Origin of the sequence: Brevundimonas sp. (assembly GCF_036659295.1) — a bacterium.
In the GTDB taxonomy this organism is placed as follows: Bacteria; Pseudomonadota; Alphaproteobacteria; order Caulobacterales; family Caulobacteraceae; genus Brevundimonas.
In genome coordinates this window covers 24,132-35,985 of record NZ_JAVXCU010000022.1, presented here as the reverse complement: position 1 = coordinate 35,985, position 11,854 = coordinate 24,132, and the positions used below count along the sequence as shown (strand labels likewise).

15 protein-coding genes and 1 pseudogene are annotated in these 11,854 nt (G+C 61.6%); 14 read left to right on the top strand and 2 right to left on the bottom strand.

Translation table 11 applies throughout. The features are described from left to right. The 4 genes and pseudogenes from RSB01_RS06175 to RSB01_RS06160 form a co-directional block, all read left to right on the top strand. A pseudogene (locus RSB01_RS06175) lies at window positions 1-647 on the top strand (F0F1 ATP synthase subunit alpha); the annotation flags it as partial. A gap of 34 nt (window positions 648-681) precedes the next feature. Continuing rightward, window positions 682-1,557, top strand: a complete 876-nt coding sequence (locus RSB01_RS06170; RefSeq protein WP_332589653.1) for a F0F1 ATP synthase subunit gamma — start codon at window positions 682-684, stop codon at window positions 1,555-1,557. A gap of 35 nt (window positions 1,558-1,592) precedes the next feature. Continuing rightward, window positions 1,593-3,116: a F0F1 ATP synthase subunit beta gene (gene atpD, locus RSB01_RS06165; protein WP_332589652.1), complete on the top strand. Its 1,524-nt coding sequence runs from the start codon at window positions 1,593-1,595 to the stop codon at window positions 3,114-3,116. A gap of 3 nt (window positions 3,117-3,119) precedes the next feature. Next, window positions 3,120-3,386: an ATP synthase F1 subunit epsilon gene (locus tag RSB01_RS06160; protein ID WP_332589651.1), complete on the top strand. Its 267-nt coding sequence runs from the start codon at window positions 3,120-3,122 to the stop codon at window positions 3,384-3,386. A 92-nt stretch (window positions 3,387-3,478) separates the two neighbouring features. Here RSB01_RS06160 and RSB01_RS06155 read toward each other — a convergent pair whose 3' ends face one another. Then, window positions 3,479-3,955: an RNA pyrophosphohydrolase gene (locus RSB01_RS06155; RefSeq protein WP_332589650.1), complete on the bottom strand. Its 477-nt coding sequence runs from the start codon at window positions 3,953-3,955 to the stop codon at window positions 3,479-3,481. A 77-nt stretch (window positions 3,956-4,032) separates the two neighbouring features. Here RSB01_RS06155 and RSB01_RS06150 point away from each other — a divergent pair, with 77 nt between their 5' ends. Continuing rightward, window positions 4,033-4,428: a Tat pathway signal protein gene (locus RSB01_RS06150; RefSeq protein WP_332589649.1), complete on the top strand. Its 396-nt coding sequence runs from the start codon at window positions 4,033-4,035 to the stop codon at window positions 4,426-4,428. A gap of 4 nt (window positions 4,429-4,432) precedes the next feature. Here RSB01_RS06150 and RSB01_RS06145 read toward each other — a convergent pair whose 3' ends face one another. Beyond that, the gene (locus RSB01_RS06145) at window positions 4,433-5,422 is read right to left on the bottom strand and encodes an ABC transporter ATP-binding protein (RefSeq protein ID WP_332589648.1); all 990 of its coding nucleotides are present in this window, start codon (window positions 5,420-5,422) and stop codon (window positions 4,433-4,435) included. A gap of 162 nt (window positions 5,423-5,584) precedes the next feature. Between RSB01_RS06145 and RSB01_RS06140 the strand changes: the two genes are divergently transcribed. From RSB01_RS06140 to RSB01_RS06100, 9 genes are all read left to right on the top strand, one after another. Continuing rightward, window positions 5,585-5,893: a hypothetical protein gene (locus RSB01_RS06140; protein WP_332589647.1), complete on the top strand. Its 309-nt coding sequence runs from the start codon at window positions 5,585-5,587 to the stop codon at window positions 5,891-5,893. A gap of 91 nt (window positions 5,894-5,984) precedes the next feature. Next, window positions 5,985-6,224 (top strand): zinc-finger domain-containing protein, encoded by a 240-nt coding sequence (locus RSB01_RS06135; RefSeq protein WP_332589646.1) that lies wholly within the window; start codon window positions 5,985-5,987, stop codon window positions 6,222-6,224. Between the two features lie 75 nt (window positions 6,225-6,299). Further along, window positions 6,300-6,740, top strand: a complete 441-nt coding sequence (locus tag RSB01_RS06130) for a VOC family protein (RefSeq protein WP_332619603.1) — start codon at window positions 6,300-6,302, stop codon at window positions 6,738-6,740. Beyond that, window positions 6,740-7,357, top strand: a complete 618-nt coding sequence (locus tag RSB01_RS06125) for a DUF6655 family protein (RefSeq protein ID WP_332589644.1) — start codon at window positions 6,740-6,742, stop codon at window positions 7,355-7,357. Before RSB01_RS06130 ends, RSB01_RS06125 begins: the two co-directional genes overlap by 1 nt. A 188-nt stretch (window positions 7,358-7,545) precedes the next feature. Then, a complete protein-coding gene (locus tag RSB01_RS06120) occupies window positions 7,546-8,151 on the top strand; it encodes a nicotinate-nucleotide adenylyltransferase (RefSeq protein WP_332589684.1) in 606 nt (201 codons plus the stop codon). 57 nt (window positions 8,152-8,208) lie between these two features. Beyond that, window positions 8,209-8,709 (top strand): ribosome silencing factor, encoded by a 501-nt coding sequence (rsfS, locus tag RSB01_RS06115; protein ID WP_332619605.1) that lies wholly within the window; start codon window positions 8,209-8,211, stop codon window positions 8,707-8,709. A 25-nt stretch (window positions 8,710-8,734) separates the two neighbouring features. Next, window positions 8,735-9,199, top strand: a complete 465-nt coding sequence (rlmH, locus tag RSB01_RS06110; RefSeq protein WP_332589643.1) for a 23S rRNA (pseudouridine(1915)-N(3))-methyltransferase RlmH — start codon at window positions 8,735-8,737, stop codon at window positions 9,197-9,199. Next, window positions 9,199-10,287 carry a peptidoglycan DD-metalloendopeptidase family protein gene (locus RSB01_RS06105; RefSeq protein ID WP_332589642.1) on the top strand — a complete coding sequence of 363 codons (1,089 nt, stop codon included), beginning with the start codon at window positions 9,199-9,201 and terminating at the stop codon, window positions 10,285-10,287. The genes rlmH and RSB01_RS06105 overlap by 1 nt, the downstream gene beginning before the upstream one ends. Before the next feature lie 173 nt (window positions 10,288-10,460). Further along, on the top strand, window positions 10,461-11,819 hold the full coding sequence (locus RSB01_RS06100; RefSeq protein ID WP_332589641.1) for a S41 family peptidase: 1,359 nt from the start codon (window positions 10,461-10,463) through the stop codon (window positions 11,817-11,819). The last annotated feature ends 35 nt before the right edge of the window (window positions 11,820-11,854 follow it).

Sequence of the window (11,854 nt, the reverse complement as noted above, 5' to 3'; positions counted from 1 at the left end):
CGGGCGACGTCTTCTACCTGCACTCGCGCCTGCTGGAACGTTCGGCCAAGCTGAACGCCGACTACGGTTCGGGCTCGCTGACCGCTCTGCCGATCATCGAAACGCAAGCTAACGACGTGTCGGCCTATATCCCGACCAACGTGATCTCGATCACCGACGGCCAGATCTTCCTGGAATCGGACCTGTTCTACCAAGGCATCCGTCCGGCTGTGAACGTCGGCATCTCGGTGTCGCGCGTGGGCTCGTCGGCTCAAACCAAGGCGATGAAGAAGGTTGCTGGTCCGATCAAGGGCGAGCTGGCCCAGTATCGTGAAATGGCCGCCTTCGCCAAGTTCGGTTCGGACCTCGACGTTTCGACCCAGAAACTGCTGGCCCGTGGCGCGCGTCTGACCGAGCTGCTGAAGCAGCCGCAGTACTCGCCGCTGTCGATGGAAGAGCAGGTTGTGTCGGTTTACGCCGGTACCCGTGGTTACCTTGATGGCATCAACGTCGCTGACGTTGGTCGCTTCGAGAAGGAACTGCTGGCCCGCGTCCACGCGAACAATGCTTCGCTGCTGGACGGTATCCGCACCAAGAAGGACCTGACCGCCGAGCTCGAAACCGAGCTTAAGGGCGTTCTGGAATCCTTCCTGAAAACCTTCGCCTAACCCGAAGCCCCAACCGAAGCGAGAGTAACGCCGGATGGCCAGCCTCAAGGAAATGCGCAATCGGATCGGAAGCGTCAAGTCGACGCAGAAGATCACGAAAGCCCTGAACATGGTCGCCGCGGCCAAGCTGAAGCGTTCGCAGGAACAGGCTGAAAATGCCCGTCCTTACGCCCAGCGTATGGCTTCGGTGATCGCCAACCTGGCCGCTGGCGTGCAAGGTGCGGATGCTCCGCGCCTTCTCGCTGGGACCGGCGAGGATCAACGTCACCTGATCGTGGTGGCCACTGCCGACAAGGGTCTGGCAGGCGGCTTCTCGTCGAACGTGATCAAGGCTGCGCGCGAGCGCATCAACAGCCTGATTGCGAACGGCAAGGACGTGAAGATCGTCGCCGTCGGCCGTAAATCGCGTGACCAGTTGCAGCGCCTCTATGGTGACAAGCTGGTTCGCACCTTCGAACTGTCGGAACACAAGACCGTCGGTCTGCACTCGGCCCAGCCGATTGCCGAACTGATTGCCGAAATGTTCGAGACCGGCCAGACCGATGTGGTCCAGCTGTTCTACAGCCAGTTCAAGTCGGTGATCCAACAGGTTCCGACCGGTGCCCAACTGGTTCCGGCTGTGATCGAGAACGCTGCAGCAACCGAATCCGCGACCGCTCTTTACGAGTACGAGCCGTCGGAAGAGGAAATCCTCGAAACGCTGCTGCCGCGTAACCTCACCACCCAGATCCTGGCGGCGCTGCTGGAAAACCAAGCAGGCTTCTTCGGTTCGCAGATGGCAGCGATGGACAACGCAACGCGTAATGCGGGCGACCTCATCAATGCTCTGACCCTGCAATATAACCGTAAGCGTCAAGCCCAGATCACCACCGAGCTGATCGAGATCATCGCTGGCGCCGAAGCCATCTGATCTTGAACGACACCCTATTCGAACCGGACACACCCATGACCGACACCGCCGCTCCGAAGAAAACCGCCGCCAAGAAACCGGCTGCTAAAAAGACTGCTACCGTTGCCGCTACCGGCCAGGGCAAGATTGCCCAGGTCATCGGTGCCGTTGTCGACGTGCAGTTTGAAGGCGCGCTGCCTGCTATTCTGAACGCTCTGGAAACCCAGAACGTTGACCAGAAGACCGGCGAGCCTTTCACCCTGATCCTCGAGGTTGCCCAGCACCTCGGCGAGAACATGGTCCGCGCCATCTCGATGGACACCACCGAAGGCCTGACCCGTGGTCAAGCCGTCGTGGACACCGGCAAGTCGATCATGGCTCCGGTTGGCCCGGGCACGCTCGGCCGCATCATGAACGTCGTCGGTCAGCCGATCGACGAAGCCGGCCCGCTGCAAACCACCGAATACCGTCCGATCCACAAGGACGCACCGAGCTTCGACCAACAGTCGACCTCGTCGGAAATCCTGGTCACCGGCATTAAGGTCATCGACCTGATCTGCCCGTACACCAAGGGCGGCAAGATCGGCCTGTTCGGCGGCGCTGGCGTCGGCAAGACCGTCACCATGCAAGAGCTGATCAACAACATCGCCAAGGCATACGGCGGTTACTCGGTTCTGGCCGGTGTGGGTGAACGTACCCGCGAAGGCAACGACCTGTATCACGAGATGATCGAGTCGAACGTGAACGTGGATCCGAAGGAAAACGGCGGCTCGACCGTTGGTTCCAAGTGCGCCCTGGTTTACGGCCAAATGAACGAGCCTCCCGGTGCGCGCGCTCGCGTTGCTCTGACCGGCCTGTCGATCGCAGAATACTTCCGCGACGAAGAAGGCAAGGACGTGCTGCTGTTCGTCGACAACATCTTCCGCTTTACCCAAGCCGGTTCGGAAGTGTCGGCTCTGCTGGGCCGTATCCCGTCGGCCGTGGGCTATCAGCCGACGCTGGCGACCGAAATGGGTAACCTGCAAGAGCGCATCACCTCGACCAAGAAGGGCTCGATCACTTCGGTTCAAGCCATCTACGTCCCGGCCGATGACCTTACCGACCCTGCACCTGCTGGTACCTTCGCCCACTTGGACGCGACGACCGTTCTGAACCGCGACATCGCGGCACAGGCGATCTTCCCGGCCGTGGATCCGCTGGACTCGACCTCGCGCATCATGGACCCGCTGGTCATCGGTGAAGAACACTACACCGTTGCCCGTCAGGTTCAGGAAACCCTGCAACAGTACAAGGCGCTGAAGGACATCATCGCCATCCTGGGCATGGACGAACTGTCGGAAGACGACAAGCTGATCGTGGCCCGTGCCCGTAAGATCCAGCGCTTCCTGTCGCAGCCGTTCCACGTTGCCGAGCAGTTCACGAACACCCCGGGTGCCTTCGTCGAACTGGCCGACACGATCCGTTCGTTCAAGGGCATCGTGGCTGGTGAATACGATCACCTGCCGGAAGCCGCTTTCTACATGGTTGGCGCGATCGACGAAGTCGTCGCTAAGGCCGAGAAGATGGCTTCTGAGGCCTAATCCATGACCGGTAAGCTGAACTTCTCCCTCGTCGCCCCGGAACGCGAAATTTTCGCGGGCCAGGTCGATCAGGTCGACGCACCGGGTGTCGAGGGCGACTTCGGCGTCCTGCCGGGCCACGCTCCGTTCATGACCACGCTGCGTGAAGGCGTGATCACCATCTATGAAGGCAATGCCCGTCGTCGTTTCGACGTCAAAGGCGGCTTTGCAGATGTGAACGCCGAAGGCCTGACCATCCTCGCCGAAGAGGCCTCGGAAATCACCGCCTAAGCGGCGATATCCGTAAAAGATCAAAGGCTCCCGACAGTGATGTCGGGAGCCTTTTTCTTTGCGTATGGGGCGGGTCTTAAGTCGCCGGATGCCTAGGTGGCGAGATGCTTGAAGGCCTCGACCACGGTTTCATAGGCGGGGCGTTTGAACGGCACGATCAGGTCCAGCGCCTCGTCCAGAGCGGCCCAGCGCCAAGCTTCAAACTCGACCTCGTCATCGGCAAACAGGTCGATCTCGCTGTCGGGACCGGTCAGGCGAAAGGCGAACCACATCTGGCGTTGGCCTTTATAGCCGCGCCATGCCTTCGGGCCTTGGGCGTGATCGGGAAAGTCGTAATAGACCCATGACTGTGTGCGGGCGAGAAACTCGGCATTGCTGACGCCGGTTTCTTCTTTCAACTCGCGGCGGGCTGCGGCTTCGAGGTCCTCGCCATCATCGACACCCCCTTGCGGGAACTGCCAGTTATAGGGCCCGGGTGTATTGGCCCGAAGGCCCAACCAAACCTTGCCAGCCTCGTTGAACAAAACGACCCCCACATTGGGCCGGTAATCTCTGGGATCAAACGTCATAACGCCACGCTAAACCGAGGTTTGATCAAGGGCTAGACGTAACGGGACTTTAAAACGTCTGGGTGCAGATTGGGGGCATGGATCGTCGCGCCCTACTTATGTTCATGCTGGTGGCCTCTGTGGTGCCGAAACCGGCCCTGGCCAGCCCCAAGGGCGAGACCAAGTCGGGTGGCGGCGAAATGCCCATGCCTCTGGCCACAGCCAGCGTGCTGCGCACGCATGGACGACGCGGTGTTATGTCCGTCGAAAGTACGCTGGTCTTTACAGACGCGGCTCTGCTGGAACATGCCAAGCTGTCACGTCCGCGCCTGAACGCGGCGTTTAACGAGGCTGTGCGCTCCGAAGCGGTGCATCTGCTTGCTGGGGCCCTGCCGGATGTAGAATCCCTGACGCGGGCTTTGCAGCGTGCCGCAGACCGCGTTCTGGGTCGTGCGGGTGCCCGCGTCATGCTGGGCACGGTCATGGTGACCTGAGCGGTCAGTCCTTGGTCGGATCGGGACGGCTGGTATCGCCATAGGTGAGGGCGAGGAAGACGTCTTCCAGATCGGGATCCTCGGTCGTGATGTCGCGGATCGAAATGCCTGCGCCGCGCACAGCGGCCAGTACCTGTTCGACACTGGCCTCGCCGGTACGATAGGTGACGGCAAAGGCCCCGTTGGCGCGGCCGGTGACGGTAAAGCCGTTCAGAACGGGCAGGGCGGTCACCGGTGTATCCGGTGTGACCACCACATTGCGGGTATCCAGACGGCGGAGCAGTTGCTCGGTCGGCTCGCAGGTGATGACCTCGCCGCGATTGACGATGGCGATGGTGTCGCACAGTTCCTGTGCCTCTTCGAGGTAGTGGGTCGTCAGGATAACCGTGACGCCTTCCTCGTTGATCTTGCGCACATACTCCCACAGTTGGCGGCGCAACTCCACGTCGACACCGGCGGTCGGCTCGTCGAGGATCAGCACCGGCGGATTGTGCACCAGTGCCTTGGCCACCATCAGGCGGCGCTTCATGCCGCCGGACAGCGAGCGCACATAGGCATTGGCCTTGTCCGACAGACCAAGGGCGGCCAGCAACTCATCGGAGCGACGCTCGTCGGCCGGTACACCATAGAAACCGGCCTGAACCTCCAGAGACTCGCGCGGGGTGAAGAACACATCGGCGACGATTTCCTGCGGCACGACCCCTAGCGCCGAGCGGGCATCGCGGCTGTGGGTGTCGATATCGCGGTCCCAGATTTTGACCGTGCCTTCGGACTTGTTCACCACACCGGCAATGATGTTGATGAGGGTGGACTTGCCCGCGCCGTTCGGACCCAGAAGGCCGAACATCGAACCGCGTTTGACCGTCAGATCAACGCCGCGCAACGCGACCTTGGCCGGTGCCTTGCCATTGCCCTTATAGGTCTTTTTCAGACCGCTAACCTCGATGGCGTTTTCGGGCAGGGTCTGGGGCGAAGAGGCAGTCGAAGCGGTCATGTGCGGGCTTTGCATATGAGAGGAATAGCTGGGCCATAGGTAGGGACGAAGCGTCCTCTAGCCAAGGCGTGTGTGAAAAAACATCAGACAAGGGTGCTTGACAGCGCAAATCGGATAAGACAAGTTATCTTTACATAACGACAAGGTATCTGGACACGCAACATGACCCAAGCCACCACAACCATCGAAGCCCCGAAGAAATGCTCGCTGAAACTGCGCACAATCGGGTTTGTCGCCCTCGGATTTTGTGTGCTCGGCTATGCCGGCTTTGTCGCCAGCGTATTTGCCATCAAGGCCGATATGATCGCCATGACCGCCGGACTGGCGATCGCAGGGGTCTTTGCCATTGTCGGCGAGGCCGGTCTGTGGATCGGTGCGGCCAGTCTGGGGCTGAGCTTCTATGCCCGCCGTCGTGACCGCGTGGCGCGTTTCTTTGGCCGGATGAAAGCCGCCTTTTCGTCAAAGAACTGAGGGCCAGCGATGAGTGGCGCGGGAGCCAGGGGTTTGACCTGATGACGGCGGACGCCTAGGAAGGCGCAAACGCCTATCTGAGGATTGATCCATGCCGCCGCGCCACCTCGACGCCCCCGTCCCACACGCCGAAGAAGTTCTGGTCTCGCAAAAGCGCGTGGCCTGTGATGGCGGTGGCGGTGCCCTCGGTCACCCGCTGGTCTATCTGGAAATGGGTGAGGACGACTCTGTCGAGTGCACCTATTGCGACCGCCGCTTTGTGCTGGCGGCGGCAGCCGAGGACGACAGCCACTATCTGGATCCGGCGGCGCGTCCGCCAGAATCCCACTAAAGACTTGAAGGCTCGCAGCAATGCGGGCCTTTGGCTTGTCACATTTAGGTCGTTGTTCGGGGTAAGCTAGCTCGCATGCGTTATTTACACACCATGGTTCGGGTGAAAGACCTCGAGGCTTCGCTGCATTTCTATCGTGACCTGCTGGGTCTGGTGGAAACACGCCGTATGGAAAACGAGGCCGGTCGCTTTACCCTCGTCTATCTGGCGGCACCGCAGGACGCCGATCGTGCCCGCGCGGAAAAACAGCCCGAAGTCGAACTGACCTATAATTGGGACACCGAAGACTATGATGGCGGTCGTAATTTCGGCCACCTCGCCTTCGAGGTCGACGATGTCTATGCCGCCTGCGAAAAGCTGGCGGCCGGTGGCGTGGTGATCAACCGTCCGCCGCGTGACGGCTGGATGGCCTTTGTGCGTTCGCCGGACAATATCTCGATCGAACTGCTGCAAAAGGGCGAGCGCTTAGCGCCCGCAGAGCCCTGGGCTTCGATGCCCAATACGGGGCAGTGGTAATGGGCGTGATGCGCGCCTCGGCGGGTATGGCGCTGCTATTGGCGCTGACGGCCTGTGCATCGGTAACCGAAACCAATCCGGCGCGAACAGCCACGGACATGTTGCTGGTCAACCGTGCGGCCGAACGTGCGGTCGAGGGGCTGATGCTGCCGATCCCGCAAGGCGCGCGCGTCTATGTCGATGAAACCTATTTTCAGGCCGAGAATGCCCGTTTTGCGCTAAGCGCCATTCGGGCTGCCTTGTCCGAAGCGGGCTATGCGCTGGTGCGTGAACGCGGCGAGAGCGATGCTGTGTTCGAGGTCCGCGCTGCGGCCCTGTCGCTGGAACAGATGCGCCGTGTCTTCGGTATTCCGGATATGCGCGTGCCGATCAATGACGCGCTGAATGTCGTCTCCATTCCCGAGGTCTCGATCTATTCGAACCGTGACCGGATGGGCGTGGCCGAGTTTTCGGGCTTTATCTACGACACCCGCACCGGCATGCCGCTAGGCGCTGTGACCCCGATGATCGGCCAGTACAAGATCCGCAGCCACAAGGCGCTGATGATGATCACCTGGGGTCAGCAACTGGCCCAGCCGGGTGAGCGTGATCCGGGGTCCAGCTGGCGCGAGTTCTGAACGCCAGCTGACGTTTTCGCCCGGTGACAGGTTTCGTCGAGACAGCCTGTAAACCGCATGTTAGGGCAGCGATGAGCAAAAGCATCCTGCCAGCCCTTAACAGCCGTAACTGATCGCCCTTGTCCTTCTTTCATGCCGGACCTGCACCCAAAGGCAGCGGCCTCCGTTCCGGAGCGCTGAGGGATGGCCTGCACCTGACGCCGGGTATGAAGGTGGGGCTGTTTGGCGGCTCGTTTAATCCGGCCCATGACGGCCATGCTCATGTGGCCGAAACGGCAATGCGCCGTCTGGGGCTGGATCGCGTGGTCTGGCTGGTCTCGCCGCAAAATCCGCTGAAATCCTCGCACGAGATGGCCCCGCTGGAAGAACGGATGAGCTCGGCGCGCGATATGGCCCGTATGGTCGGCCCCAACATGATTGTCTCGGATGTCGAGACGCGTATGGGGACGCAATGGACCGTCGATACGCTTAGAACTTTGGTCGCACGCCATCCGGGGGTGAAGTTCGTGTGGCTGATGGGGTCCGACAATCTGGCGGGCTTCCATCGCTGGAGAGGTTGGACCGACATCATGCGGCTGATGCCGATGGCGGTGATCGCCCGCCCCGGAAGCCTTATGGACAGCCGTTCTGCGCCTGCGGCCGTGCGCTTCGGGCGGGCAAGGGTTCCAGCCGAACAGGCAGGCCTTTTGCCCAGCCTCAAAGCACCGGCCTGGACCTATATTGTGGCCCCGCTGAATCCGCGTTCCTCGAGCGCCATTCGCACGGCGCGCAAGCGTTCCGCCGAGGACGGGTGACGTTTTGTGCGACAGGTGCTATAGTGATCTTTTGGTAAACCCTATCGGAGCCCTCCGCTGAGCCCCCACCCCGCGCACGATGCGCATGACGTCGCTGCCCAATCGGCAGAGCGTGACACGGACGCCCTCGATCCCCTCCATTCGGAAGCGGAAGAGTTTGGTGACGAGTCCCTTCAGAATGACGCTGGTGAAAACCAGCCGCTGCCGACCGGCGAGACCGAGCTGGAAAACGCCATTCTGGCCAAACTGGATTTTGACAAGGCACAGGACCTCGTCCTGATCGACCTGCGTGGCAAGAGCCCGATGTCCGACGCCATGATCGTGGCTTCGGGCCGTTCGCACCGTCACGTCGGTGCCTTGGCTGACCACCTGCTGCGCCTGTTCAAGGAAATGGGTCTGGGCAAGGTGAAGGTCGAAGGCCTGCCGCATTGCGACTGGGTGCTGCTGGATGCAGGCGACGTCATCGTCCACCTGTTCCGTCCGGAAGTGCGTACCTTCTACAACATTGAAAAGATCTGGGCTGTCGATAGCGCCCACCGTGGCCTCGGCCGCAACTGATCCTTTTATCTGACGGACTGTCTCGATGAAGCTGGCGATTGCGGCGATCGGTAAACCGGGCCGTGGCCCCGAGGCGGAACTGGCAGACGACTATGCCCGAAGGGCGACCCTTGCGGGTCGCCCTTTAGGTTTGGGGCCACTGGAACTGATCGATCTCGAACCGCGCAAAAGCGGCAAGGGGCCCGAGGCGGAGCTGTTGCTCGCGGCGGCCGAAGGCGCGCATCTGATCGCCTGTGACGAGCGTGGCAAAGCCTATTCCAGCCGCGCCTTTGCCGAACATATTGCCGCCCTGCGCGATCAGGGCGAGCGCAAGCTGGTCTTTGTGATCGGGGGCGCAGACGGTTTGGATAAGCGGGTGCGCGAAGTGGCCCGCTCGACCCTGGCCTTTGGGCCACAGACATGGCCGCATGCCCTTGCACGCGCTATGCTGGCCGAACAGGTTTATAGGGCCGTGACGATCATGGCCGGATCACCTTATCATCGGGACTGATGAAACGTCCGATCCTCATTCTTGCAACGACGACGGCACTGGTGCTGCTGGCCTCCGGCCCTGCGGTCGGCCAGCGCCCGTCTGCGAACGAGGAACTGGCGCGGCTGAATGCCGAATACCGTGACGAAATGGCCCGTGCCCGTCGCCTGCGTGCCGAGGCGGCGCAGGCTGCCGAAGATCTGGTCAAGCTGGATGTGCAGTTGTCGGACCTGCGCGGTGAACAGGCCAGCGACGATCTGCAAATGGATGCCCAGCGCGCGCGCCTGAAGGAACTTGGGGACCGCGAGGCGAGCCTGTTGTCCGAGATGTCGCGTGAAGGGGCAGCGCAGGGGCGTCTGCTGTCGGCATTACAAATGATGTCGCGCAAACCGCCGCCGCCGCTATTGGTGCCTGCGGACCGTGCTCGCGATACGGTGCGGGCCAATATTATGATCCGGGCCATGACGCCGGAAATCCATGAACGCACCAAGGTGCTGGTCGAGCGGCAGGAAGAGATCAACCGTATCCGTCGACTGGCGGCCATGTCGAGCGAGCGCCTGTTCACGGTGGAAAGCGCCCAGAACCAGCGTCGGGCCGAGATTGAAAACCTGACCACCCGTAAAATGGCTCTGCGCAGTGTGTTGCGTGCCGAGGCCGCCCGTGCCGAGCGCGCCACCAATGCGCTGGAAGGGCGCATCCGTGATGTCGGGGGGCGTCTGCCTTCGGTTGATGGCCAGACCCTTGAGCCGCTCAGCCGCAACCCTGCGGGCCGTGAGCGGCTGGTGCGGCCTGTCTCGGGTCTTCCGGCCCAGACCTATGGTTCCGGCTCGGTCGGCTGGCGCTGGCATGCCAGCAAGGCACCGGTCAGCGCCCCTGCGGCGGGGCGCGTGCTGTTTGCTGGCCCGATGAAGGAATGGGGCGAGATCGTTATTCTGGACCTCGGACCAGGTTGGCGCGCCGTGATGGCAGGCATGGACCGTGTCGATGTCGAGGTCGGCCAGCGCGTAAGCGAAGGCCAGACCCTTGGCCATACGCCGGAAGACGGCGAGGCCTATTTCGAACTGCGCCGTGGAGAGCGCCCGATTGATCCCGCGCCCTGGCTGGATTGATGGGCTGGATGGGGGTCTGGGCCATTCACTTCACAAAGTCGCCAGATCGCCCGCTGATCGGGGATTGCCTTAAAAAATCCGGAGCCTACCGATTGTATCTGTGCCTATAGCGCGTAAGGATCGGGCGAATGGATATCGGTCGCCGAACGCGGTGGCCGCAGGAAAGAGAACGAATGCGTAAACTGCTTCTCGTGGGATGTGCCGCCCTGGTCTTGGGTGGATCGGCGGCGGCTGTGGCCAGCCAGACCCCGCGCAACGAGACCTTCCGCATGCTGGAACTGTTTGGCGATGTCATGGGCATTGTCGAGCAGGTCTATGTGGTGCCGGTCGATAACAAGAAGCTGATCGAGGCGGCGCTGTCGGGCATGATGACGGCGCTGGACCCGCATTCGAACTATCTGGCCCCCAAGGCCTATGGCGATCTGCGCGAGCGTACCGAAGGCCAGTATTCGGGCGTGGGCCTGACGATTTCGGCCGATGGTGCCCTGATCAAGGTCGTCTCGCCGATGGACGAAAGCCCCTCGGCCCGTGCCGGCGTTCAGGCGGGTGATGTCATCAGCGCCATTAACGGCCAGAGCACGGCTGGCATGACCGTCAGCGATGTGTCGGACAAGCTGCGCGGGGCCGCTGGTACCTCGATCAAGGTTACCTTCCTGCGTGATGGAGAAGACCCGCGCGAGGTCGAACTGACCCGCGAAGTGATCAAGGTGAACTCGGTTTCGGGCCGCCTCGAAGGTGATTACGGTTATCTGCGCATCTCGACCTTTAACGAGAATACCGAGCGCGAACTGCACGAAACCATTGCCCGCCTGAAAACTGAAAAGCCGGGCCTGAAGGGCTATGTTCTGGACCTGCGCAATAATGGCGGCGGGTTGCTGAACGCGGCAGTGGCGGTGTCTGACACCTTTATGGAACGCGGTGAGATCGTCAGCCAGCGCGGCCGCAAACCCGAAGATATCGAGCGCTGGTCGGCCAAGGCGGGTGATCTGACCGGCGGCCTGCCGGTTGTGGTTCTCATCAACTATGGCTCGGCCTCGGCGTCGGAAATTGTGGCCGGTGCATTGAAAGATCAGGAACGGGCGACCATTGTCGGCCTGACCAGCTTCGGCAAGGGCTCGGTCCAGACCGTGATCCCGCTGCGTGGCGGTCAGGACGGTGCGGTGTCGCTGACCACGGCGCGTTATTACACGCCGTCGGGACGCTCGATCCAGAAGATCGGCATCGAACCGGACCTCGAGGTTGCCCGCTCCGAAGCCGAGGCCAAGGTGATCTCGCGCTCCAGCTTCATCTATTCCGAGGCAGCCTATGCCACGGCTTTGGATTCCTCGATCGGTGCCGAGCGTCGTGGCCCGCACACGCCGCACGAGGCACCGGGTGAAGGCTTCGACAAGGATGTCGACTACCAGCTTCAAAGGGCACTGGATGTCCTGAAGGCCGGTGGGGACCTGTCCAAGGTGGCGGCACCGCCCGAGGGCATTATTGTCTTCGATCCCGAGGCTGAAGTGCCCGCTAAGGAAGCAAGCACCGACTAAAACGGTGCTTTTGTCCAACGTGGTGAACAAACGTT

Coding starts and splice junctions, on each gene's coding strand:
- RSB01_RS06140 (WP_332589647.1), top strand. CDS start 5,585: ATGACCCAAGCCACCACAACCATCGAAGCCCCGAAGAAATGCTCGCTG.
- RSB01_RS06125 (WP_332589644.1), top strand. CDS start 6,740: ATGGGCGTGATGCGCGCCTCGGCGGGTATGGCGCTGCTATTGGCGCTG.
- atpD (WP_332589652.1), top strand. CDS start 1,593: ATGACCGACACCGCCGCTCCGAAGAAAACCGCCGCCAAGAAACCGGCT.
- RSB01_RS06100 (WP_332589641.1), top strand. CDS start 10,461: ATGCGTAAACTGCTTCTCGTGGGATGTGCCGCCCTGGTCTTGGGTGGA.
- RSB01_RS06160 (WP_332589651.1), top strand. CDS start 3,120: ATGACCGGTAAGCTGAACTTCTCCCTCGTCGCCCCGGAACGCGAAATT.
- RSB01_RS06105 (WP_332589642.1), top strand. CDS start 9,199: ATGAAACGTCCGATCCTCATTCTTGCAACGACGACGGCACTGGTGCTG.
- RSB01_RS06155 (WP_332589650.1), bottom strand. CDS start 3,955: ATGACGTTTGATCCCAGAGATTACCGGCCCAATGTGGGGGTCGTTTTG.
- RSB01_RS06150 (WP_332589649.1), top strand. CDS start 4,033: ATGGATCGTCGCGCCCTACTTATGTTCATGCTGGTGGCCTCTGTGGTG.
- RSB01_RS06145 (WP_332589648.1), bottom strand. CDS start 5,422: ATGACCGCTTCGACTGCCTCTTCGCCCCAGACCCTGCCCGAAAACGCC.
- RSB01_RS06130 (WP_332619603.1), top strand. CDS start 6,300: ATGCGTTATTTACACACCATGGTTCGGGTGAAAGACCTCGAGGCTTCG.
- RSB01_RS06170 (WP_332589653.1), top strand. CDS start 682: ATGGCCAGCCTCAAGGAAATGCGCAATCGGATCGGAAGCGTCAAGTCG.
- rlmH (WP_332589643.1), top strand. CDS start 8,735: ATGAAGCTGGCGATTGCGGCGATCGGTAAACCGGGCCGTGGCCCCGAG.
- RSB01_RS06135 (WP_332589646.1), top strand. CDS start 5,985: ATGCCGCCGCGCCACCTCGACGCCCCCGTCCCACACGCCGAAGAAGTT.